The sequence below is a fragment of the Lysinibacillus sp. A4 genome (genome assembly GCF_024919535.1).
In the GTDB taxonomy this organism is placed as follows: domain Bacteria; phylum Bacillota; class Bacilli; order Bacillales_A; family Planococcaceae; genus Lysinibacillus; species Lysinibacillus capsici.
Genome location: NZ_JANWTB010000015.1, coordinates 52,925 through 76,736 on the forward strand (window position 1 = coordinate 52,925; position 23,812 = coordinate 76,736).

At 37.7% G+C, this 23,812-nt stretch carries 29 protein-coding genes; 25 read left to right on the forward strand and 4 right to left on the reverse strand.

The genetic code is table 11. From position 1 onward, the window contains the following. The first annotated feature begins 207 nt into the window (after positions 1-207). From NY607_RS22115 to NY607_RS22165, 10 genes are all read left to right on the forward strand, one after another. Positions 208-1,038 (forward strand): lipoate--protein ligase family protein, encoded by an 831-nt coding sequence (locus tag NY607_RS22115; protein ID WP_048392686.1) that lies wholly within the window; start codon positions 208-210, stop codon positions 1,036-1,038. 200 nt (positions 1,039-1,238) lie between these two features. Beyond that, the gene (locus NY607_RS22120; RefSeq protein WP_237898230.1) at positions 1,239-3,809 is read left to right on the forward strand and encodes a vitamin B12-dependent ribonucleotide reductase; all 2,571 of its coding nucleotides are present in this window, start codon (positions 1,239-1,241) and stop codon (positions 3,807-3,809) included. A gap of 133 nt (positions 3,810-3,942) precedes the next feature. After that, positions 3,943-4,728, forward strand: a complete 786-nt coding sequence (locus NY607_RS22125; RefSeq protein ID WP_131522439.1) for a Nif3-like dinuclear metal center hexameric protein — start codon at positions 3,943-3,945, stop codon at positions 4,726-4,728. Continuing rightward, positions 4,725-5,201, forward strand: coding sequence for a hypothetical protein (locus tag NY607_RS22130; RefSeq protein ID WP_054549155.1), 477 nt, complete (start codon positions 4,725-4,727; stop codon positions 5,199-5,201). Before NY607_RS22125 ends, NY607_RS22130 begins: the two co-directional genes overlap by 4 nt. 650 nt (positions 5,202-5,851) lie before the next feature. Beyond that, on the forward strand, positions 5,852-6,154 hold the full coding sequence (locus NY607_RS22135) for a hypothetical protein (RefSeq protein WP_259420377.1): 303 nt from the start codon (positions 5,852-5,854) through the stop codon (positions 6,152-6,154). A gap of 165 nt (positions 6,155-6,319) precedes the next feature. Then, positions 6,320-7,246 (forward strand): alpha/beta hydrolase fold domain-containing protein, encoded by a 927-nt coding sequence (locus NY607_RS22140; RefSeq protein WP_259420378.1) that lies wholly within the window; start codon positions 6,320-6,322, stop codon positions 7,244-7,246. Positions 7,247-7,701: 455 nt separating this feature from the next. Next, positions 7,702-8,142, forward strand: a complete 441-nt coding sequence (locus NY607_RS22150; protein WP_048392281.1) for a LytTR family DNA-binding domain-containing protein — start codon at positions 7,702-7,704, stop codon at positions 8,140-8,142. A 10-nt stretch (positions 8,143-8,152) separates the two neighbouring features. Continuing rightward, entirely contained in the window at positions 8,153-8,620 is a 468-nt protein-coding gene (locus NY607_RS22155; protein ID WP_048392282.1) for a DUF3021 domain-containing protein, read from the forward strand. Further along, positions 8,613-9,335, forward strand: coding sequence for an ABC transporter ATP-binding protein (locus tag NY607_RS22160; RefSeq protein ID WP_259420379.1), 723 nt, complete (start codon positions 8,613-8,615; stop codon positions 9,333-9,335). Before NY607_RS22155 ends, NY607_RS22160 begins: the two co-directional genes overlap by 8 nt. Then, the gene (locus NY607_RS22165; RefSeq protein ID WP_054549158.1) at positions 9,332-10,066 is read left to right on the forward strand and encodes an ABC transporter permease; all 735 of its coding nucleotides are present in this window, start codon (positions 9,332-9,334) and stop codon (positions 10,064-10,066) included. The genes NY607_RS22160 and NY607_RS22165 overlap by 4 nt, the downstream gene beginning before the upstream one ends. Before the next feature lie 36 nt (positions 10,067-10,102). On the opposite strand, the gene NY607_RS22170 is transcribed toward NY607_RS22165, so the two are convergent. Next, positions 10,103-11,074, reverse strand: a complete 972-nt coding sequence (locus NY607_RS22170; protein WP_396631601.1) for a DUF1385 domain-containing protein — start codon at positions 11,072-11,074, stop codon at positions 10,103-10,105. Positions 11,075-11,186: 112 nt separating this feature from the next. On the opposite strand from NY607_RS22170, the gene NY607_RS22175 reads away from it, so the two are divergent. From NY607_RS22175 to accC, 13 genes are all read left to right on the forward strand, one after another. Next, positions 11,187-11,612 carry a hypothetical protein gene (locus NY607_RS22175; protein ID WP_048392286.1) on the forward strand — a complete coding sequence of 142 codons (426 nt, stop codon included), beginning with the start codon at positions 11,187-11,189 and terminating at the stop codon, positions 11,610-11,612. 122 nt (positions 11,613-11,734) lie between these two features. Continuing rightward, the gene (gene aroQ / locus NY607_RS22180; protein ID WP_004231111.1) at positions 11,735-12,169 is read left to right on the forward strand and encodes a type II 3-dehydroquinate dehydratase; all 435 of its coding nucleotides are present in this window, start codon (positions 11,735-11,737) and stop codon (positions 12,167-12,169) included. 2 nt (positions 12,170-12,171) lie between these two features. Further along, the gene (locus tag NY607_RS22185) at positions 12,172-13,233 is read left to right on the forward strand and encodes a M24 family metallopeptidase (RefSeq protein WP_081010950.1); all 1,062 of its coding nucleotides are present in this window, start codon (positions 12,172-12,174) and stop codon (positions 13,231-13,233) included. A 17-nt stretch (positions 13,234-13,250) separates the two neighbouring features. Further along, complete coding sequence (efp, locus tag NY607_RS22190; RefSeq protein WP_004231115.1) at positions 13,251-13,808, forward strand: elongation factor P; 558 nt, start codon at positions 13,251-13,253, stop codon at positions 13,806-13,808. A gap of 194 nt (positions 13,809-14,002) precedes the next feature. Continuing rightward, positions 14,003-15,010, forward strand: coding sequence for an NAD(P)H-dependent flavin oxidoreductase (locus tag NY607_RS22195; protein ID WP_048392287.1), 1,008 nt, complete (start codon positions 14,003-14,005; stop codon positions 15,008-15,010). A 90-nt stretch (positions 15,011-15,100) separates the two neighbouring features. Further along, positions 15,101-15,310, forward strand: a complete 210-nt coding sequence (locus NY607_RS22200) for a hypothetical protein (RefSeq protein ID WP_012295089.1) — start codon at positions 15,101-15,103, stop codon at positions 15,308-15,310. Positions 15,311-15,315: 5 nt separating this feature from the next. Further along, entirely contained in the window at positions 15,316-15,693 is a 378-nt protein-coding gene (locus NY607_RS22205) for a hypothetical protein (RefSeq protein ID WP_016994741.1), read from the forward strand. Positions 15,694-15,705: 12 nt separating this feature from the next. Further along, positions 15,706-16,617: a stage III sporulation protein AE gene (locus tag NY607_RS22210; RefSeq protein WP_004231121.1), complete on the forward strand. Its 912-nt coding sequence runs from the start codon at positions 15,706-15,708 to the stop codon at positions 16,615-16,617. 1 nt (position 16,618) lies between these two features. Next, positions 16,619-16,762 (forward strand): hypothetical protein, encoded by a 144-nt coding sequence (locus NY607_RS22215; RefSeq protein ID WP_004231124.1) that lies wholly within the window; start codon positions 16,619-16,621, stop codon positions 16,760-16,762. A 62-nt stretch (positions 16,763-16,824) separates the two neighbouring features. Continuing rightward, positions 16,825-17,244: a hypothetical protein gene (locus NY607_RS22220; RefSeq protein WP_048392288.1), complete on the forward strand. Its 420-nt coding sequence runs from the start codon at positions 16,825-16,827 to the stop codon at positions 17,242-17,244. Then, positions 17,245-17,799 (forward strand): SpoIIIAH-like family protein, encoded by a 555-nt coding sequence (locus NY607_RS22225; RefSeq protein ID WP_004231131.1) that lies wholly within the window; start codon positions 17,245-17,247, stop codon positions 17,797-17,799. A 200-nt stretch (positions 17,800-17,999) separates the two neighbouring features. Next, positions 18,000-18,506 carry an acetyl-CoA carboxylase biotin carboxyl carrier protein gene (gene accB / locus NY607_RS22230; protein WP_004231133.1) on the forward strand — a complete coding sequence of 169 codons (507 nt, stop codon included), beginning with the start codon at positions 18,000-18,002 and terminating at the stop codon, positions 18,504-18,506. A gap of 14 nt (positions 18,507-18,520) precedes the next feature. Next, positions 18,521-19,888 (forward strand): acetyl-CoA carboxylase biotin carboxylase subunit, encoded by a 1,368-nt coding sequence (gene accC / locus NY607_RS22235; RefSeq protein WP_259420380.1) that lies wholly within the window; start codon positions 18,521-18,523, stop codon positions 19,886-19,888. A 176-nt stretch (positions 19,889-20,064) separates the two neighbouring features. On the opposite strand, the gene NY607_RS22240 is transcribed toward accC, so the two are convergent. After that, on the reverse strand, positions 20,065-20,472 hold the full coding sequence (locus NY607_RS22240) for a hypothetical protein (protein ID WP_259420381.1): 408 nt from the start codon (positions 20,470-20,472) through the stop codon (positions 20,065-20,067). Between the two features lie 103 nt (positions 20,473-20,575). Here NY607_RS22240 and NY607_RS22245 point away from each other — a divergent pair, with 103 nt between their 5' ends. Together NY607_RS22245 and NY607_RS22250 are read left to right on the forward strand one after the other, a co-directional pair. Beyond that, positions 20,576-20,902 carry a nucleoside triphosphate pyrophosphohydrolase gene (locus NY607_RS22245; protein ID WP_259420382.1) on the forward strand — a complete coding sequence of 109 codons (327 nt, stop codon included), beginning with the start codon at positions 20,576-20,578 and terminating at the stop codon, positions 20,900-20,902. Between the two features lie 111 nt (positions 20,903-21,013). Continuing rightward, positions 21,014-21,424 (forward strand): Asp23/Gls24 family envelope stress response protein, encoded by a 411-nt coding sequence (locus tag NY607_RS22250; protein ID WP_004231142.1) that lies wholly within the window; start codon positions 21,014-21,016, stop codon positions 21,422-21,424. Between the two features lie 95 nt (positions 21,425-21,519). Here NY607_RS22250 and NY607_RS22255 read toward each other — a convergent pair whose 3' ends face one another. After that, positions 21,520-22,689, reverse strand: coding sequence for an MFS transporter (locus NY607_RS22255; protein WP_048392291.1), 1,170 nt, complete (start codon positions 22,687-22,689; stop codon positions 21,520-21,522). A 126-nt stretch (positions 22,690-22,815) separates the two neighbouring features. Beyond that, positions 22,816-23,718 (reverse strand): MerR family transcriptional regulator, encoded by a 903-nt coding sequence (locus NY607_RS22260; RefSeq protein ID WP_259420383.1) that lies wholly within the window; start codon positions 23,716-23,718, stop codon positions 22,816-22,818. Positions 23,719-23,812 lie beyond the last annotated feature (94 nt).

Consider the following 23,812-nt stretch of genomic DNA (forward strand, 5'->3'; position numbering starts at 1 on the left):
TCTTACCCCTTTCTATCTTCTCTATTATTATAAAAGATGCGCTAGCGATAGTCCAATGAGTTTGATAAAATTAACTAGGTTGTAGCGAAATCGCTTTTTTCGTTACACAAGCAATCGTTCGCAATTTGAACTGTAGTATACTATTCGTTAAAGTTGACCCACAGGTGGGGCCTGATGGATCATTTTATATTTGTAGGAGATGAGCATATGACAACTTGGTATTTTTTAAATTCAGGGAAATGTAGTCCTTCTTTTAATATGGCACTAGATGAAGCCTTACTTGATTGGCATAGTGAGGGGTTAATTCCACCAGTAATTCGTTTCTACGAGTGGGAGCCTGCGACATTATCCATTGGTTATTTTCAACAAGCTAAAAGAGATATTAATTTAGATGCTGTGCGTGAACAAGGCTTAGGTTTTGTACGTCGACCAACTGGTGGACGAGCTGTCCTACATGAACATGAGCTAACTTATAGTGTCATTGTGACGGAAAGCTATCCGAATATGCCAGAATCTGTGACAGAGGCATATCGTGTGTTAAGTGAGGGAATTTTGCAAGGTTTCCATAACCTGGGTATGGATGCCTATTTTAGTGTACCTGATACAGAGGAGAAAAGAGCGGACCTGAAGAGTCCAAAAAGTGCTGTTTGCTTTGATGCACCAAGTTGGTATGAACTTGTCGTAGAAGGGAAAAAAATAGCTGGAAGTGCTCAAACACGTCAAAAGGGTGTCATTTTACAGCATGGCGCCATTTTATTAGATTTGGATCAAGAGAAATTATTATCCGTATTTAATTTCTCCAGTGAAGAAGCGAAGAATCGTATGCGTAGAAAGCTACCAGAAAAGGCTGTTGCCATCAACAGTCTTGTAAAAGAGCCAGTGACAGTTGAACAATGTGTGACAGCTTTTAGAGATGGTTTTGCAAAATCGTTGCAAATTGAATTAAAACCATTTACACTTTCTGAGGAGCAATTAGAATATGTCCAAGCTTTAGAAGAAAAAAAATATGCTTCAGATGAGTGGAACTTTAAAAAGTAAAAAATGGTATGAAAAAAATATTTTTTAACGTTCAATCCTAGTCATAACAAGTAGTTCTGAATCTATTAAAAAAAGCAAGAGTTGAATTAAAAAACTATATATAGTATCTTTTTTAAAGACATATACACAATATGTAGTGTTTAACAACACGAGATATTGTGTATTTATTTTGTAATGAAGAAAATAAGGGAGGCAAAACGATGGTACTCACAAATCATCAACCCGAAGTAAACAATCAATTTGAACAGTTAAACAAAGATATTGAACAATTCCCGCAGGTACATCCCGTAACATCTGATATGCATATTACACACAAAGGTGTATCGAGACTTGTCATGATCGATCGCTATTCGTTTAAAGACACAGAAAAGAAAACATTGAAAGCCGGCGACTTTGTTGTATTAACGGTAAAAGCTGATCCGAAATTTCCTGCACGTGGTTTAGGGACAATTCAAAAATTGGATATGTCTACAAAAACAGCAGAGATTTTGATTGAAGAAGATTATCGTAGCGCATTAGACGATCCGCAAGAGCAAGAAACGGGTGTGATTACGCGTTCAATTGACGTGCTAGAAAAGCCTCTTGAGATATATTATGAACAAATTGCAAAACGAAATGCAACGGGCCTTGCCGCTGTTGAAAAAACACCAGAAAAACGCCAAGAATGGTTTGAAAAATTTTATGAGCAATTAGTATCCTTGAAATTCATTCCAGCTGGACGAGTGATTTATGGAGCTGGATCTGAAACTGATGTAACCTTCTTTAACTGTTACGTGATGCCATTTGTCGCTGACTCTCGTGAAGGTATCAGTGATCACCGTAAGCAAGTTATGGAGATTATGAGCCGCGGTGGAGGTGTTGGAACAAATGGTTCAACATTACGCCCACGTAACACATTAGCTCGTGGTGTAAACGGTAAATCATCTGGTTCTGTATCCTGGTTAGATGACATTGCTAAATTGACACATCTTGTGGAGCAAGGTGGATCACGTCGTGGCGCACAAATGATTATGCTAGCAGATTGGCATCCAGATATTGTGGAGTTTATTATTTCCAAAATGCAAAATCCACGTATTCTGCGTTACCTGATCGAAAATACAACGGATGAAACAATCATCCGTCTAGCCAAAGAAAAATTAAACTTCAAGCCACTTTCTATGCAAGAAGAAGCGATGTATCAAGGCATCGTGAATTATAAAAACATTGAAGGCTTAGGTGGATTTGATACAGCGATCATTCGTGAGGCTGAAAATAAATTACGTGATGGTGGCACGTACACTGTTCATAACCCAGAGTTTTTAACAGGTGCCAACATTTCTGTGACATTAACAAAAGAATTTATGGAAGCAGTTGAAAAAGATGCTGACTTCGAGCTTCGTTTCCCAGCTGTTGAAGAATATACAAAGGAAGAAATGAGCGTTTACAACACGAAATGGCATGAAGTTGGTGATGTTCGTGAATGGGAGAAAATGGGCTATAAAGTCCGCACATACCGTACAATTAAAGCAAAAGAGTTATGGAATTTAATTAATGTATGTGCAACATACTCAGCAGAGCCAGGTATTTTCTTCATTGACAACGCCAATGACATGACAAATGCAAAGGCATACGGTCAAAGTGTTGTAGCGACGAACCCATGTGGCGAGCAACCACTTGCACCATATTCTGTGTGTAACTTAGCTGCTGTGAATTTAGCACAGTTTGCGAATAAAGAAAATCAATCAGTTGATTACGAAGCACTACGTGAAACAGTTCGTGTTGGTGTTCGTATGCAGGATAATGTGATTGATGCGACACCTTACTTCTTAGAAGAAAACCGTGTACAAGCTCTTGGTGAACGTCGTGTTGGATTAGGCGTTATGGGCTTAGCCGATTTGCTGATTTACTGTGAAAAAGAATACGGTTCAGAAGCAGGGAATGCGTTAGTCGATGATATCTTTAAAACAATCGCTGAAACTGCGTATGAGGCGTCTACAGAGCTTGCGAAAGAGCGTGGTAGCTTCCCGTTCTTAGTAGGTGCTACAGACGAAGAAACAGCACGTTTACGTAAAGCCTTTACAGAGACAGGCTTTATGCAAAAAATGCCTGCTCATATCAAAGAGCAAATTTTAGCGACTGGTATCCGTAACTCACATTTATTAACGGTTGCACCAACAGGGTCCACAGGAACAATGGTAGGGGTAGCAACAGGTCTTGAGCCATACTTCTCCTTCACGTACTATCGTTCTGGTCGTCTAGGTAAATTCATTGAAGTAAAAGCTGAAATTGTCCAAGAATATTTGAACCGTCATCCAGAAGTAAATGAGCAAGAGCTTCCAGAATGGTTCGTTACAGCAATGGAGCTAAAACCAGAAGCGCATGCGGATGTGCAATGCATTATTCAAAAATGGATCGATTCCTCTATTTCTAAAACTGTAAACGCACCAAAAGGCTATACAGTACAGCAAGTTGAAAAAGTGTACGAGCGACTATATAAAGGTGGCGCTAAGGGTGGTACGGTCTATGTTGACGGTAGCCGTGATTCACAAGTACTTACACTAAAAGCAGAAGAAAATGATATGGATCAACTTTCATTTGAAGAGGAATTGGTTGAAGAACATACAAAACGTCCAGTCGTATTAGTAGATACGATTCAAGCGTTAGAGTCAACAACTGTTATTGGCTCAGACGTTGGGAATACATGCCCAGTATGCCGTAAAGGCACAGTCGAAGAAATGGGCGGCTGTAATACATGTACAAACTGTGGCGCACAGTTGAAATGCGGTCTATAAATTAAATTTAATAACAGTTGTAACTTTTTACCCCTTTAGATTAAGATAATCTAAAGGGGTATTTTTGTGTAAATGGGAATATTTACTTATTAATTTAGATAAGAAGTATTGAAATGAGAAGGGGGATGGAAGTATGGATGTTTCACAAATAGTTGAAAGAATTGATGAACTTTTTAATGTAACAAATCAGGAAATCTATGCTAATGAATCTGGGGTTACATACAAGGCAAATAAAGAAGTGAAGAAAATAGGATACTGTGTTAACCTAACGCTTGAAACGATAGAGGAAGCAAGAATTCATGGAGTGGACATGATGTTAACACACCATGATGCATGGGATGAAATCTATGGATTAAAAGAGGCATGTACTGAAAAACTAGCAGCGAACGGTATAAGCCATTACTATAATCACTTACCACTTGATGACTGTAACTTTGGCACAAATGATAGCTTATTAAAAAAATTGAATTTAGAGATTATTAAAAGAACCCATGAATGGGAAGGACTGTTCTTCGGTAGAATCGCTCAATATGAGAAAGAAATTGAATTTAAAGATTTCGTAACAAAACTTGAATTTTTACTTGAAGAACCCGTTAGATTTTGGCAGTTCAATAACAAAATGGTGAATCGAGTAGGCTTAGTCTGTGGAAATGGAGGCACAACAGCTTGCCTGAAGGAAGCGGTTGAAAATAAATGTGATGTATATATTACAGGTGAATGTAATTTATATACAATTCAATATGCTCAATTTAAAGGAATAAATCTTATCATTGGAAGCCATACCTTCACAGAATTCTTTGGCATTCAAAGTTTAGCATTAAAATTGAATGACAATAAAAAAGAACTTGAAGTAGTGAGACTAAATGAAGAACATTATGAAGCGAATATTAGAATAAAGCTTAAGGAGACAAGCATATGACGTTATATTCTGTCCTAGTGGCGAACAGTGCTTTACAAACAGTTGATTGTACAGGAATTGCTGAAATAACAGTAAGAGAATTAAAAAAATTATATCCAATTACAGAGAGTACACCAACACAGTCGTGGCATTTGATGGATGATGATGCACGAGTTTTACATGCAGCAGATGAATCAGCTTTTGAAAATTTGAATATATTTGAATGGAATAATCCACCTTATGACTTAGGGCTTTATAATGAAAAATCCTTTGTATACGGCATCGAGGGAAATTGGGGTCCTCAATTTTTAGAAGATTTTTTAAGTTATTTGAAGGAACATATACAACCAGAGCAAGGTGCTGAATTAATTAGGTTCTGGGCAGGGGATTATGATAAAAAACTAAAAATCCGTCGAATTACGATGGATGACCTTGAATTGCATCACCTTGAAAGCTTAAAGAACGAGGAATACATACGTGTCGCTTTTGTATAGCTACCTCTGAATGATGGAACTCCACATAATAAACAAGCAAAAACAAAGCAATAGATGAAAAGGCAAATCAAGCCCTATTTCCAAATTCAGAAGATGAGGTAGAAATTTTATCAAAAGAAGTAGATGAATTATTTCAGGATAATTAATCTTAACTATCTACATTTAGCAAGACAAAATTGATTAGCCTCATTCATAGAGTGGAAGAGGTTAGAAAATAGGATAGGTATTGTTTCTCGCCATTATCAAATCCACCTCCAATAATATAGCGGTAGGTTGGAGGGAACAGATACCTAATTGAAAGCTGTCATTTTGTTTCAAAACGGCAGCTTTCTTAGTGTTGAAAAATAAAACAGTCAATTGAAAGGTAGAAATGGATTTCCGTTGCAAGCTACTTTCTTTCCTGTGGGCGACCGCCAAGCCGCTTCCTCCGCTACCGCTCCGTTTAGTGTCTCGCCTGTTTCTCTATCCCACGGGAGTCAAGTAGCCTTCCACTCCAACCCATCAAAGTGTTACCTTTTTAGCGAAAGTTTTTTAGTAAATTGAAGGTGTTCACTACTCTTTATGAAGTGGTGTTGCCAAGCATCACATCTCCACATTGAAAATAACCCTCTAAGAATATAGATAATGGGCGATTTGATCGCTCCACTACTATGAAAAAAGTAAAGACATTTTGCAGAATAGTTGATTGGAGTGGAGCCAGCGTCACTCCTAGGGGATTTAGCGTCACAGATGAGACCCTGCAGCGAACGGAAGTGAGTGAAGCGGCTCATGGGACGCCCCTTGGAAAGGACGCTGGCGGAACGGAAATCAACCTCTCACCTTGCAAAGTTACTTTTTCTGCTGTTGACATCATCTTTTTTCAACAACATGAAAGCTGTCATTTTGTTTCAAAATGGCAGCTTTTTATATACAGCACAATCAATGGATTACAACAGGAAGGTCTTTTTATTTGATGATAGATTTTAGAAGGAGTATTCTTCAAAATGTGGAATTAAAATAAAGTTCGCTAAAAAGATGCATTTTACTATTGTCGATACTCAGTTTTAGTGGTTTGGCACATCACTTTATTAATCATTACATGTTTGGAAACAGAATGAACAATAAAAGGAGAGAAAAACATGAGTATAGAAATTTTTAATGGAGAACGATCTGTAGAGAGTGTGCAATTTGAAAAATTATTGTTTTCACAAAGTAATAAAAAGAGCTTTTCTAGTATTGAAAATGCTCAACAATTTATTAAGCAAAGAGGAACAGAAAATATTCACCCTTATGTGATTGGGGAGGATGTCAATCTTTTAAGCGCTTTGAAGGAGCAAACATTCGAGGATATGCAGGTTTTTATTTTAAATGACCAAAAGTCTTCATCACAAATGGTGATTCTTTATATTCATGGTGGAGCTTGGACGAATCAACCTTTAAATTTACACTGGTTGTTCATGGATAAAATGGCACAAGCCTTAAATGCAAAAGTTATTGTGCCTATCTATCCAAAAGTCCCTCATTTTAGCTATCAAGATACGTACCCAAAGATGCTCAGCTTATATAAAGACATTCTAGCATCTATTGAAAGCTCCAATCAATTAACCATTATAGGAGATTCAGCAGGTGGAAATATAGCACTTGGTCTAATTCAACTGTTGAAGCGAGACGGTCTGCCTCAACCACAAGATATTATTTTATTGTCGGCATGTGTTGATATGAGTTTAGAAAATCCACTTATTCAGGAATATGAAGAAAACGATCCCATGTTAGCTAGTGAAGGAATGGAAGTCATAACAAAAATATGGGCAGCTGATAAAGCTCTAAAGGATCCAATAATTAGTCCAATTTACGGCGATTTTCAAGGAGTTGGCAAGATAACTCATTTTATTGGGTCCCACGAAAGCTTATATCCAGATGCAATACAGTTTGATGAGAAGCTAACAGAACAAGGCGTTGCAATCAATACCTTTGTTTATCCTAAGATGAATCATGTGTTTGTTGTGATGCCAATCCCTGAGGCAGTGGATGCGCAACAGAAGATTATCAATATCCTAAGTAAATAATTCACAGAAAAACGTGTTTTGAGCCATTCAAAATACGTTTTTTTCTATGTACATTTTTAGCAAGGTTTATTTATCTGTAGATGTTTGAAAAATAAAATTTGTGAATTGCAGAAATCGCAGAAGGATTTGTCAAAATTAGTTGGTGTCTCAAAACAATCAATCACTGCAATTGATTTGGGAAAATTTAATCAATCATTAGAGCTTACCCCCAATATTTTAAAAGCTCCCGAATATGGTGGGTGATTTTACAGCCCTACTAGTAAGTAAAAAAAGATTCTAAGTAAGCTAAATTGTACGTTTAACCCCTTTGGATAGGCCTATTTAAAGGGTGTTTTTATTGTTCGCCAGAATCTTATAGATTACCACTTATTCCTTGATAACGACCAGTTGTCGATAATCCATTTACAACATGTATGGAAAAATTTATAGTGAGGCGTAGAAAGGACAGTGATCATATGAAGGTGGAAATATCGATTGACCCTACATATAAAGAACCCAAAGTAATCATTCTCACAGATAAAATGACTGATGACATTGAGCATCTTATGCAAATTATTACTACGACAGCAGAAAGCACTTTATTAGCTTTCTCCCATAAAGGCGTTGAATTGATCGATAGTAAGGAGATCGTGCGTATTTATACAGAGCAAAAAAAGGTTTGTGTCCAGAGCATTCACGGTGTTTATACGGTACGTTTGCGTCTTTATGAGCTGGAGGAAAAGCTCAATCCTCAAATGTTTCTCCGTATTTCAAATGCTGAAATAGTCAATCGCTACATGATCAAGCATATGGACATTAGTAGAACAGGTACAATCGGAGTTGAATTGAAGAATGGCACAAAAACATACGCTTCAAGGCGTTATGTAAGCAAAATTAAGAAGCAATTAGGAATCTGAGGTGATAAATATGCGAAAAGACATTTTAACACGTATTATTGGTGGATTTTTGATCGGTATAGTAATGGGACAAATTGTGCAATTCTTTGTATCAATGGGCATAGGGCAAGGAAAATACGTTTGGGTGGTGCCAGAATTTCGAGCTTACTTTACAGATGAGATAAGTGCAATAATTACTCAAATTCTATTAACGGGTGTTATTGGCATTACCTTTGCTCTTGCTGCACTTATTTTTGAAATGGCTAGCTGGGGAATGTTGAAGCAATATTTCGTCCACTTTTTCATAACGGCAATGATTTGGATACCGATTGTAACGCTACTATGGATGCCAAAAACGATGGCTAATATTTTTTCTCTCGTAGCCAGCTTTCTCGGAACTTATATTGTGACATGGGTTTTACAATATAGATTTTCACAACGTGACATAGAAAAAATTAATGCGATTCTTACCAATCGAGGTGAAGAGCAGGATGATTAACATAAGAGATTTAACAAAGCTTTATAAAGAGCGTGTAGTCGTTAATCAATTAAATTTACAAATCCATCAAGGTGAACTTTTCGCTCTTTTAGGACAAAATGGTGCTGGCAAAACAACCACAATCAAAATGTTGTGTGGGCTCCTTTCACCTACAGAGGGGGATGCCACAATAGATGGAAAAAGCATTGTGCAAAATACACAGGCTGTAAAACAAGTTATTAATATTTCTCCTCAAGAAACGGCCGTTGCACCTAATTTAACGGTATATGAAAATCTATTATTATTCAGTCAGATTTATGGCTACGAAAAAGAAAAAGCACAACAACAAGTATATGACAAAATGGCCTTATTCGGACTGACTCCACATCAGCATGACAAGGCTAAGACACTATCTGGCGGCTACCAGCGTCGTTTAAGTGTAGCAATGGCTTTAATGTCAAACCCAAAGGTATTGTTCCTCGATGAACCGACTTTAGGGATGGACATACGGGCAAGGAATGATGTATGGAACATATTGAAGCACTTAAAAGGACATGTCACGATTATTTTGACCTCCCATTATTTAGAAGAGATAGAGGCTTTAGCTGATCGTGTAGGAATTATGGATCATGGGCAAATATGTGCACTAGGCACGATCCAACAATTGATCAGTGAAACAGGCAAGCATTCTTTAGAAGAGGTATTCTTGGAAAAAACAGAGGAGGCGTTATTGTGAGGGTAGCTGCGTTTGCAACAAGGAATCATAAAGAGATTGTCCGTGATCCAATCACTTTATTATTTGGTATAGGCTTACCAATTCTTTTATTGGGCTTATTTTCTGTTATGCAAAAAAATATGCCATTTGCTTTATATGAAATGAATAACCTAACACCGGGCGTCATTGTATTTAGTTTTTCTTTTCTCACACTGTTTTCAGGAATGTTACTAGGAAAAGATAAAAGTTCATCCTTTTTAATGAGGATTTTTGTTTCTCCTTTGTCTGCCGCTGATTACATTTTAGGGTATATGATACCTTTACTACCAATAGCTTTGCTACAAATTTTTGTTTGTTTAGCTACCGCCATGTTTTTAGGGTTGCCATTTAATAAGTCTATCCTCTTTATGATTCTTGTACTTCTAATAATTTCACCACTCTATATTAGCTGTGGATTATTATTTGGGACATTATTTACAGATAAGCAGGTAGGAGGGATATTTGCCATCTTTGTTAATGTGACAACTTGGTTAAGTGGAACATGGTTCGAATTAGATATGATTGGTGGAACATTTCAAAAGATTGCGCAGCTTTTACCTTTCATGCACGCAGTCAATGCAGCTAGGGCTATCTTACATGCAGAGTATGCGAATGTGTTTTATTCACTTATTGTTGTCATTGGTTATACAATAATTATGACAATTCTCGCTATCTTTATGTTTAAGCAGAAAATGCAAGGCAGTACAAAATGAAAAAAAGGCAGCTCCGACGTTGGGCTGCCTTTTTTATTAATCATGATTTAATGTCGCAGCGATTTCAGGTTGCTGCTCTACTTGGCGTAGCATATTAAAGGAAGCAATCGCTACTTCTACTTGATCGTCCTTCGGTTCACGAGTTGTTAGTAATTGGAGCCATAGGCCGGGGTAGCCAAGGAAGCGTAACACTGGAATATTACGGCAGGCATTTGTCGCTTGTAAGACTTCAAATGAGATCCCGAGAACAACAGGAATTAATAGAATACGATCTAAAATACGAAGCCACAGTGGATCTGTAGGCACAAAGAAATATAAAAACATCCCAACGAACACTGTGAATAATATGAAGCTACTGCCGCAACGATAGTGAAGGCGTGATTGAGCTTGAACATTTTTTACGGTAATGTCTAATCCAGCTTCATAGCAATTTATCACCTTGTGCTCTGCACCATGGTACTGAAATACTCGTTTAATGAGGGGGGTTAACGAGATAAAATATAAATAGGCTAGCAGTAACAATAATTTAATACCGCTTTCCAGTAAAATTTGTCCCGTTTTTCCTTCAATCCATTTTGAGAAAAAATCAGCTATAAAAACAGGAATTAATGTAAAGGCAAATTTTCCAAATAGAAAGGAAAGAATACCTACTACAGCAACGCCCAGTATCATTTGAAGTTTAGAGCCTTCTTCTTTATGATCTTCCTCTTCACCAGGTGTCACATCATAGCGATCCCCAGCAAATTGCATGTGACGAGAACCTAAGCCAGCGGATTCAATTAGCGCGACAACGCCTCGTACAAATGGGATTTTTTTAAGCTTTTGTAACAAAGGTTTTTGTACTTTTTTGAAATGATAATAATCAATGGAATCATCGTTACGACGAATGGCTGTAACAGTATGTTCCTTTCCTCCGAACATCACACCCTCTAATTGTGCTTGTCCCCCGTATACAGGTGAATTGCTCAAGGCTAACACCACTCTCTTTATATATTTCAACTGTAACATTGTACTAAATTTAGTGAAAAACCTCTACCGTTACGCATAGTAAATTTTCTATATGGCTACACTAATCGTACATTTTAGGAAATAATTAGTGTGCATAAAGGAGAGGTATAGGGTGAAAGTAGCGACAATTACAGCACTTGTCAATGCGCTTGTTTTAGCGCTGTGCTTAAAAGGTTTACATTATTTCCATCTCATTAAATGGCATCCGATAGGGTTTTATAAAAAATGGAATTGGTTTGAAGAAAGCTCCAAATTATTTCAATGGACCTTTTTTATTTTTCTACTATTTATTATCGGCTTATTTTTATACATGACTATGCGCTATGTATATATCATCCCAGCTGTCTTTTCTTCCCTTTTATTAGGTCTTTTGGTGACCATCTCATTGGAATGGATTGCTTTAGATTTACCATTACAGCTTACGTCTTTTAAAAAACTGTCGATTCCCTTTATGGTGACCGTTATTTGTTTATTACGTTTCTTGCTTGAAACCGCCAATTTCCATCAGAAGGAACATACAGCACAAAAACAAAGTTGAAGGTACAAAATATCCCCTTCGTTTAAGGGGATATTTATGGCACCACTAGTTGAAATTAGTTGCTGAATGCACGGTGTATGATAAAATAAATGGCAAGTACATAGAAAGAGGCGAATAGAAGCGTGAAGTTATTATGTTTGAATGGACCGAACTTAAATCGACTTGGTAAACGAGAGCCACATATTTATGGACATGAAACATTGGATGATGTTCGAGAAAATGTTCAAAATCTTGCGGCTTCTTTAGGTGCTACAGTTGAATTTCGTCAATCCAATCATGAAGGGGTACTAGTAGATTGGGTGCATGAAGCAGAGGACGAAAAATATGATGGTATTATCTTTAATCCTGGTGCATATACCCATACAAGCATCGCATTGCATGATGCGATAGCAGGTATTTCTGTGCCAGTTATCGAAGTACATATTTCCAATATCCACAAACGTGAGGCTTTCCGACATCATTCCTATCTTGCTCCGGCCTGCCTTGGTCAAATTTGTGGACTAGGTACGAAAGGCTATGAACTGGCACTACGTACATTTATCGAGAGGGAGAATTGATTATGTTGAAATTACAAAAGCTACGTAAAGCACTTCAAGAACAAAGCATCGATGGTATTTTAATTACGAATGGGTACAACCGTCGCTATATGACAGGTTTTACAGGGACAGCAGGCGTAGCAATTGTGTCTCAAAATGATGCTGTATTTATTACAGATTTCCGTTATACAGAGCAGGCTGCTGCACAAATTCAGGACTTCCGTATTGTCAAGCATGAAGCCACAATTATTGAAGAAATTGCTACTCAAGTAAATAATATGGGTATCAAATTATTGGGCTTTGAGAAAGATACTGTAAGCTATGGCACTTATGAACTGTATAAATCGAAGATTCAAGCAGATTTAGTGCCGATTTCTGGGCTAATTGAAAAAATTCGCTTGATTAAGACGGAACAAGAGATTAATATTATTAAGGCTGCGTGTGAAATTGCAGATCACGCATTTACACATATTTTAGGCTTCATCAAGCCTGGTAAAACCGAGCTTGAAGTTTCGAATGAATTAGAATTTTTCATGCGTAAACAAGGAGCAACTCAGTCTTCGTTTGACACGATTGTTGCGTCTGGTCTTCGTTCAGCATTACCACACGGCGTTGCAACGAATAAAGTGATTGAAAAAGGCGACTTTGTTACATTAGACTTTGGTGCGCTTTATAATGGCTATATTTCGGATATTACACGTACTGTGGCTGTGGGAGAACCATCTGAAAAATTGGTAGATATGTACAATACAGTCCTTGCTTCTCAACTGTTAGCACTTGAAAAAGTGGGTCCTGGATTAACAGGTATTCAAGCGGACGCGATTGCACGTGACTACTTAAAAGAAAAAGGATATGGCGAAGCATTTGGTCATTCTTTAGGACACGGTATTGGTCTTGAAGTACATGAAGGCCCTGGCTTATCGATGCGTTCTGATACAGTGCTAGAGCCAGGTATGGCCGTGACGATTGAACCAGGTGTTTACTTACCTGGAATCGGTGGTGTCCGTATCGAGGATGATATTTTAATCACAGAAACGGGTAATGAACTACTAACACATTCGTCAAAAGAACTCATTATTTTATAAACTTTGGAGGAACACAAATGATCTCAGTAAACGATTTCCGTACAGGTCTAACAATTATTGTTGATGGCCAATTATACCGCGTGTTAGATTTCCAACACGTAAAACCAGGTAAAGGTGCTGCGTTCGTACGTTCTAAATTGCGTAACCTACGTAACGGCTCAGTGAATGAAAAAACATTCCGCGCTGGTGAAAAAGTTGAAAAGGCACAAATCGATAATCGTAAAATGCAATATTTATATGCACAAGGTGACGAGCATGTATTTATGGACTTGGAATCATATGAGCAAACTGAACTAGCTTCATCTGCTATTGAGTATGAATTAAAATTCCTAAAAGAAAACATGGAAGTGCATATTCAATCTTACCAAGGTGAAATGTTAGGTGTTGAATTACCAAACACTGTTCAATTAGAAGTAACAGAAACAGAACCAGGAATCAAAGGTGATACAGCTTCTGGTGGTACAAAACCTGCTACTCTTGAAACAGGTCTAATCGTACAAGTACCATTCTTCGTTAACCAAGGTGACGTTTTAATCATTAACACGGATGAGGGTTCTTACGTTTCACGTGCATAATGATCAGCCTACTCTTTTCATTAAAGAGTAGGTTTTTATTTTTTTCTTATACATATACTGTCAAATCGTTCATTTAATGTGATAATAGATAGAAGCACTATTTAATTTTTATTGAGGTACTATCAAGTTTCTATCATCAGATAGATGGTCATTACTGGTAGAATTGTTTACAATCAGAGTAAGGAGTGAAAGGTATGCTACAAACAACATTTGATATGCGATATCCAATTATACAAGCACCAATGGCAGGCGTGACATCACCTAAATTTGTGGCGGCTTGTGCTGAGGCAGGCCTATTAGGTTCAATTGGTGCAGGTTACTTAGATGGTGAACAAACAAAGCAGTTTATTCAAGAAGTGAAGAAATTAACGACAAAGCCCTTTGCGGTCAATTTATTTGTGCAAGAAGAACCCAAAATTGATGTCGAGGTTTTACAACAAGCCAGAATGGCACTGCAACCTTTTTACGATGAATTAGGATTATCCCCTGTACAGAGCGTAACATCAAAGGAAGTTTTTGCAGGACAGGTTCAAGCTGTGATTGAAGAAAAGGTAGCAGTTTGTTCATTTACATTTGGGCTGCCATCTCCAGCTGTTCTTAAACAATTAAAAGATCATGGCGTCTATACGATTGGTACTGCTACCACATTAGAGGAAGCCATACTGGTGGAGCAAGCAGGAATGGATGCGGTTGTATTACAAGGGGGAGAGGCTGGCGGTCATCGAGGCTCTTTTACTGACCCTCTGCAATTAATTCCATTGCATGACTTACTACAACAAGTAGTGGGAAAAGTTGCGATTCCAATTATAGCTGCGGGAGGCCTTGTAACCAAAGAGGATATTCAAAAGGCACTTGAAAGTGGGGCACAGGCAGTTCAAATTGGGACGGCTTTACTAGTGGCAGATGAATGCGAAATTTCGCCACTCTATAAAAATGCTGTATTGGCATCAAAAGAACAACAAACGACGATTACGCTTGCATTTACTGGTAAACCAGCAAGAGGTTTAGCAAATGATTTCACGAAACGTATGGAGGATGCGACAGTAGCACCCTATCCACTACAAAATTATCTAACGACTACCATTCGTAAGGAAAGTGCTGAGCAAGGTAATGCAGAATATTTATCCATGTGGATGGGTGAAAATAGTCACCTCATACAGCAAACGGATACGGTGAAAAACATTGTGAGCAAACTATTATAATTTTTTATCGTAGAAGATCTCTATACATCTGTATAGAGGTCTTTTTTTTTGAAGAGCGACATATATTGCTGTACACGAGGGGGCGTAGGAATGGAATTACAAGACGTATTAAGAGTTGCTGGAGTGGGACTAGTCGTTGCGCTTCTTCATGTTTTCTTTGATCAAACAGGGAAGAAGGAGTTTTCATTTTTCCTCTTTTTCATTGCTTACTTATATATGACAGCAGAATTACTTCGATTTTTACGTCTATTCTTTAATGAGATTTTAACCTTCTTCCAATGGCTTACCTCATCCGGGTAATGTGAATGGAAATTGTCATCGTCGCTGTTGTCATGCTGCTTTTATTATTGCTGATAAAAGAAGTTATACAGCCACTCCATGCGCTAATCAGTGTGATGTTTTCTTTTTTGCTTTTTGGCATGTTGTTCTCGACGCTTTTATTGCCTTTCGCCAAACAATTGTTAGAAACACTTGCGTTTTTACCTTATGCGAAGGCTATTTTAATCAGTGCAAGTATGTTCTATGTCGGGCAGTGGGTGGCATTGCTTTTGGCAGAACATAATTATAAAGTGCTCGGGAACATCGTTTTTGCTGCGGTGAAAATTGTGATTTTGCTGTATTGGTTTAAAGAATTTCTGGCTGTTCTACAGGAGGTGTCGGCCATTTTAAAAAGGCTAAACTAAGGAGCGAAGCCATTGCAGGAGCAAATATTATCGTTTTTAATCGACCCATTCTTTCTCTTGCTCAAGATGACGCTCATGCTTTGCAGCTACGTCATCATCATTTTGATTGTGAACATGCTATTACCAGAGTTTGAAAAAGGGACAAGGATACTTTTTTTTCTTATCGTTTTAGCAACAATCGGTCCTGTTGTTGTCAACTCCTTTACATTAATTGATGAAATTGCACAAGGACTAGCCCATCTATTTACGGCATTTTATCCGATTCTTACATCAAGCTTTTTATTATCCAGTAGTATTACAGCGATTGCTTCCTGGCAGCCTTTTTTACTGTTTTTTGTACAAGTCCTCACCATTATCAGTAGTAAGTGGCTTATTCCTGGCGTGCTTTTGGCCATTGTCTTTGATGTATGCAGTGTCATCGTAAAGGAAATATCCTTTACTCGAATAGCTGAATTAATTCGCTTTACAATTATGAGCATCGTGTCGGCCTCAGTTATTTGCTATGTCTTACTGATGACCGCAAGTGGTGTAGCAGCATTTAGTGTCAATGCGGCTGTAGCAGAGCCCGTCAAAAAATTAATTGAAGAAAATATTCCAGTTGTTGGTTCTTTTATTGTGGATAGTTTTTCGATGTTTCAGCATATGACTCAATTTACATCTTCTCTTACAAGTATTAGCGCCTTTATCGCCGTCATTACGGTGTCTTTTATCCCAACCGTGCAGCTTGTAGTTAGTGCCTATTCTTTGAAAATGCTTGCTGCTATTTTAGAACCGATTGCCTTTGATGATATTTGTAGACTACTAGATCAAGTTAGCAAATCACTATTTACTTTATGTGCTGTATCATTTTTAATTGCTTTTTCATTTATGTTTTCTTGTTTTTTCCTCATTGTGTTCGTACAAGTCATGGCAGGGGGGAGATAGATTGATTCTTTTATTGGCATTGCTGTTTGTCTGTCAGATTTTTGTGTTTCTAACGGATGATAAGGAAATAATTTCACTGACAAAGTTGGTCATCACGTTAGTATTTTTGCAATTGCTATTAAAGATTCCATTTATCAATTCATAGGAAGAAACAAGCGTACATACACTTGAAAAAGAGAAGATGAAAGGAGGCAATGTACAAGTGATGTGGAAAAGACACGAAAAAAAACAACGTCATTGATGGTTTTAATTTTGATAGCTGCCTCCGTGGGAATTTTCATCATTTTACCTATGTATCAAACGAATTCAACAAGCGACAATGGTTCACCGCTCACGAATGAAGAAAAACTTGAGCAAACCCTGAAGGCAATGGAAGGTGTTGGGAAGGTTAAAGTCTACTTTTATTATGGAGAGATGACAGATGATCAGAATGCCAATAAACTATTCAGCCAATATTTTCGAGGGACTGAACAAGGCACGAAAAACGTGACAGGAATGCTCGTTGTTTCAGAGGGTGCTTCCGATATCTTTGTGAAAAATGAAATTCGTGCTGTCGTCAGTCAAGTGATGCAATTACCGATTCATCGAATTATTATCGTTCCAATGGAAAATAAGGAGGAAAAGTAAATGCGCGTACGTAGAAGAACAGTTTGGTTTATGACATTATTAAGTTTAGTAGCAGTCATTTCAGTGTATTATTTGGTAGATCCAGCAAAGCAATTCAATGGTCTTACTATTTTTACAGATGATACACTGCAACAAACAGCTGTCACAGGTGTTACAGATCAGGAGGCAACAAACGATATAACACAAGAAGTATCTTCACCAAGTCACTTATTTGAAGAAATGCGTATGCAGGTTAGTGATGAGAGAAGTCAGCTTCGTGAACAGTTAACACAAAAGATTGCCTCAGAAGAATATTCTGCCGAAGAAAAAAATGAGGCATATAATGAAATGGATGGCCTTATTAAACGTGAATCAGCTGAAGCTATGCTTGAGATGCTCGTAAAATCATTAGGCTACTCTGATGCGTTTGTTCGTGCTGAGGGAGAAAAAGTGTCGGTGACAGTGATGGCAGAGGAATTGTCAAAAGCCCAAGCAAACGAAATTATTTATTTGGTAAAAACAGAGATGGAAGGCGCAAATGATGTGCAAGTCAAGTTCAGTGCAAATAATTATTAAAAAATAAAGAAAAAAATAAATTTTTAGTTAATTTACAAAAGGTTGTTATATATCAGCTTCATGAAAAGGCTTTCGCTTAGTAAAGGAAAGCCTTTTATTTTGTTCATATTTACTTAATTTTCATTTAACTATTTCAAATTGATACGAAAAAATATAGAATAGTTATTGTAGTAGATTTTAATTCATAAGGAGAGTTAGAAATGTTCAAAATTCAAGAAATTCGTGAAATTATCAAATTAGTGGATTCTTCTTCTATTGACGAGTTTGTGTATGAAGTAGATGGCGCAAAAGTAAAACTTAAAAAGAATAATGTTGTTGTTACAGAAACTGTAGCACCTAAAAAAGAAGTAGTAGCCCCTGTTGTACAACAATCTGCACCAGCAGAAGCTCCAGCAGTAACACCTGCACCAGCGAAAGAAGAAGCGCCAGCACCAGCTGCAGCGGCACCATCAGTTAACGACCCATCGTTACATAAAATTGTATCTCCAATGGTCGGTACTTTCTATCAAGCACCAAACCCAGATTCTCCTGCTTACGTAAAAGTGGGTGACAAAGTAGGGGACGAAACAATCGTATGTATCGTAGAAGCAATGAAATTATTCAACGAAATCGAAGCAGAAGTGCAAGGGGAAATCGTTGAAATTCTAGTTAAAGATGGCGACTTAGTAGAGTACGGCCAACCATTATTCCTTGTAAAAGCTGAGTAAGGAGTGCAAAACAAATGAAAAAAGTTTTAATTGCAAACCGCGGCGAAATCGCTGTGCGTATCATTCGTGCTTGTAAAGAGTTAGGCATTCAATCGGTTGCTGTGTACTCTGAAGCAGATGCTGACGCATTACATGTGAAGTTAGCAGACGAAGCTTATTGCATCGGACCGAAGCTATCAAAAGATTCTTATCTTAGCTTCCCAGCGCTACTTAGCGTAGCTGAAAAGACAGGTGCTGATGGCATCCACCCAGGATATGGCTTCGTATCAGAAAACGCTGATTTTGCTGAAGCTTGTGAAAACGCTGGCATTAAATTTATCGGTCCATCATCTGATTCTATTAAAATTATGGGCATCAAGGACGTTGCACGTACAACAATGGAAGCAGCAGGCGTTCCACTTGTTCCAGGTACTGGTATTGTACCAGATATCGAAACTGGTAAAGAATGGGCTGCTAAAATTGGTTACCCTGTCATCATCAAAGCAACTGCTGGTGGTGGCGGTAAAGGAATCCGTGTAGCACGTACAGAAGAAGATCTTGTAAAAGGTATTGAAATTACGCAAAAAGAGGCTGCTGCAGCATTCGGTAACCCTGGCGTATATTTAGAGAAATTTATCGAGTACTTCCGTCACTGTGAAATCCAAGTTTTAGCAGATGGCTACGGTAACGTGGTGCATTTAGGCGAACGTGACTGTACGGTTCAACGTCGTATGCAGAAGTTAGTAGAGGAAGCTCCATCTCCAGCCCTATCCTCTGAGCGTCGTGCTGAAATGGGTGCAGCTGCAGTAAAAGCGGCACAAGCATGTAACTATGAAGGTGCTGGCACAATCGAGTTTATCTATGACTATCAAGAGGACAAGTTCTACTTCATGGAAATGAACACTCGTATTCAGGTTGAGCACCCAGTAACAGAAATGATTTCTGGTGTAGATCTTGTACAACAACAATTAAAAATTGCATCTGGTGAGAAGCTTCCATTCACACAAGATGATATAAAATTAAATGGTTGGGCGATTGAATGCCGTATTAACGCAGAAAATGCCTATAAAAACTTCATGCCTTCAGCAGGAACTGTTGATACGTATATAACACCAGGTGGCTATGGTGTACGTATTGATTCTGCTGTCTATGCAGGCTATACAATCCCACCATATTACGATTCAATGGTAGCAAAACTAATTGTTCACGCGGATACACGTGAAGAAGCGATTGCAAAAATGAACCGCGCCTTAAGTGAATTCGAAGTATTTGGTCCTGGAATTAATACAACCATTCCATTCCACCAAGCACTAATGAACAATGATGTCTTCAAATCAGCGCAATTCAATACGAAGTTCCTAGAAGAGAACGATGTATTGGGTGTAGCAGAAAAAGTGAAGTAAGCGTTCGCAAGTTTAAACCTCCTAGCTATTATTAGTTAGGAGGTTTTTTATGTCTAAGCATAACTAGATAGAAGACTTACTTGCAGGTAGGAAGATCAATTATAGAAGAAAGATTGATCGTTATAGAAGCTTAAACCGTTACTAATTGAAGTGTGGTGAAAAAGATTATAAAAGTTCTATTTTATAGATAGAAGATCGTTATCTGGTGTTAATATACCATTCTTTGTTGAATAGTCTCCTATGTTTCTGTAAAGCACAGCTGTCTTTATCGCATGGCCTTCTTTCGCAAATACAAGAAGGAAAATATCTTCCCGTACATCTAATCCACTAATACTACCTTTAAACTGTATGTTCATTGTTTCTTCAATCGCATCTTTCGTTGTATAAGGTCCAAAAATTTGCGCTTTTTCCCAATCAAAATCCGTTAATTTATTTAGTGACACTATAGTTGTACCATTATTTGCTTTTTCCATTATATTTTTCGCAAGCAATGTATCTTCACTAGCACTATTCCCCAAAAATAAAAAAAACATTGTAAACATGAGGACAACCCCACCGATGCCAAACAACCATTTTTGTAACATACTCTACCTCTACTTTATCTCAAATCAATTCTATATTATAGAAAGAATACTATATAATAGAAGAAAGAAATAGTCATCCCCCTGAAAAGGAGTGAAACAATGGATGCCAATATACAATAAGCTAGTGAGGGATAAAATTTTAGAAGTAATTGAAGCGAAGGGTTTATCCTATCATGCACGCATTTTAGAACCTAGTGAGCTGGTAAAGGCAATAAAGGCTAAAATGATAGAAGAAGCTACAGAATTTTACGAAGCCGAATGTAGAGAAGAAAGTGTTGAAGAGCTCGCAGACATACTGGAGCTCATTCATATGGCTATTGGTGTGCTAGGTGTACGCTTTGAGGAGCTAGAAGCGACCCGTGTACACAAGAAGAAAGCTCGTGGGGGATTTGAAAAGGGAATTTATTTAATCGATGTCGTGGATCAGTAAAGTCGGTTTTAAATTAAAACGGCTTTCGACAGCCAAACCTTCCTTTTTATAGTATAATAAATGTAAGTACAGCACTTGTTTGTGATGTGTAAGGGAAAGGATGATATTTGTATGGCAGAGAAAGTAGGACAATCTTTCGTACAACCAACACCTTCTGGGAAAGAAGAGCTTGGAAAAATTGAGGTAGCGGCAGAGGTGATCGAGGTTGTGGCTGGGATTGCTGTCAATGAAGTAGAAGGCATTGCTGCAACTCGTGGAAATATTGCGACGGGTGTCGTGGAACGTTTCGGTAAAAAAGTACACAATAAAGGCATTAAATCAGGTGTAACGGAAACTGGTGAAATTGCGATTGATGTATTTTGCTCTGTGAAATATGGATATGCCATTCCTAAAGTAGCAAAAGAAGTTCAAACGCAAATCCGTCAGGCTATTTTTAATATGACGGCACTAGAAACAGCAGAAGTAAATGTGCATATTACAGGTATTCACTTTGAAAAAGAAGAAACAGTAGTGCATGAATAAAAAAGAAAAGGATTGCCCAATGATGATTCGTTCATCAAAGGGCAGTCCTTTTTATATGGATTTCTCTAGGATGTTCATGTGGATGTATCGCTATTTTATAATTCTATATGCTTTGGCTTTCTCCAGAATAAAGCAAGTATGACGCCTAGCACCAATACGATTGTAGCAAAGTAGTATGGATAGTTCAGATTGATATCGAACAATACCCCACCTAGAATTGGGCCAAAAATATTACCAAGACTTGTAAACATAGAGTTCATGCCACCAACAAATCCTTGTTCATTTCCGGCAATTTTCGATAAATACGAAGTAACAGCAGGTCGAATTAAATCGAAGCCTACGAAAATAAAGAATGTCACGAATAAGATGGCAAAATAATGACTCACGATCGTCATGGCAAATGTTAATACTGCTGAAAGGATTAGAGAGTAACGAATAACATTAATCTCACCCATTTTCTTTGTCAGCCAATCAAATAGTATTAATTGAGCTAGTGCCCCAACAATACCACTTCCTGTAATAATTATGGCAATATCCGATGGTGTAAACGCAAATTTGTGATCGACGAATAAGCTAAACAATGATTCGAATGCAGCGAGGCCAAATGATAACACGAAAATAAGAATGAATGGTATGAAATAGAGTGGACTAAACACACGCTTGACACTGCCTAACATGGATTGTGCTACTTCTTCATTGTCTGTAGCACGTGTTGGCTCTTTTAAAAACAGCAATGACAGGATAGCTGCGAACAGACCAAGTACCCCAGCTGCATAAAATGGGACACGTGTACCAATTTCAGCTAAAAAACCACCGATCCCAGGGCCGATAATAAAACCTGTGCTAATGGCTGCACTCATATAGCCAAGTGCCTTAGGGCGCTGTGCCAATGTCGTAATATCAGCTATATAGGCGGTTACAGCTGGCATAATGAAAGCGGCACTCACGCCACCTAACATACGAGAGACAAAAAGAATTTCAACAGAACGACCAAACCCAAATAAAAACTCAGAAAGTCCAAAAATAAAAAGACCTGCAACAATCATAACTTTGCGGCCAATATTATCAACAAGCTTACCTGCAATTGGTGATGCAATTAATTGTGTAATGGCAAAGGCTGCCACCATATAACCAACAACAGAGCCAGAAATATGTAGCTCATTCATGATGGTTGGTAAAACAGGGATGACTAAACCAATCCCTAAAAAGGCAATGAAAAGATTAGATAATAAAATAGCTAAGGTTATATTTTGTTTCTTGCTCATAAACTTCTCCTTCTAATTGTTCGCGATACATGTTTTCAATCTACTAGAATATTTCCATGTAATACGATAAACCCTATAGTAACTATAGGGTCAAAAGATTTGTTTTTATTTTTTAAAAAATTTTTATCAGTTTGGGAGTTCTGGCTGAGAGTTATACGAATGCGCCACTACTTTTTCGGAGGAATTTTGTGTCTCTTGTTTTTGCCTAATCTTTAATTCTACTATAAATTTCTTTTCTTGTTCCATAGTGAGCGTTGCTGGCATGTATAGCTCATACACTTGCGACTCAAATAGTTCCTCCTGAGCTAATACATGATTTCTCAACTTTTCATAGAATGAAAAATAAGTATCAGGATCGTAAATAAAGGCAATGCATACATATTTACCGCCAGGAATAATGGTTTGTTGTATGTTTGGTGAAAGCTGCGAAAATGTGCGCTCCGTTAATAGGGGAGTGAAAATAGCATCATAAATGATGTCATTGACATCTTTATAGGGCTCTAGTGGATAAATACAGCCATAACGACTGTTTAAGACACTGCCTTCCTTTTCGATGATTTTAATTAAAGTGGCATAGTATGTACTGGTGCTCGATGTCGGTGTTAATTCAGTAGTGGTTACTTGAAGAACGGGCATTGCTTCCTCTATTTGCATATAAATCTCACCGAAGACTGGGATATCAATTTGCTCTTGTAATTGCTTTTTTGTTTTCAGTAAGGTATTTTTTGCTTCGTTTAAACGTGAAATTTTTTCATTGATGCGTAGCTCCTGCTGAGCTAAAAAATCAAGCAATTCCTCAGAGGTTAATCTAAGTGCTTTTTTTATATCATCGAGCGTCACGCCGATATATTTAAGGGACTTTATAATGTCTAAATAGAATAGCTGATTGCCTTTATAATACCGATAATTGGTGAAGGTATCGATATAAGCAGGCTTAAATAAATCAATTTGATCATAATAACGTAATGTCTGAACCGATAAGTTTGAAAGTTTGGCAACCTCACCTATCGTATAATAATGTTCCTTCATAAATGGCCTCCACTAATAAAAGCTAAAAAAGTTTCGAATGGCATCAAAACGAATTTTATGCTTGCATCCACCAAGTAAAATAGGTGAAATGTAC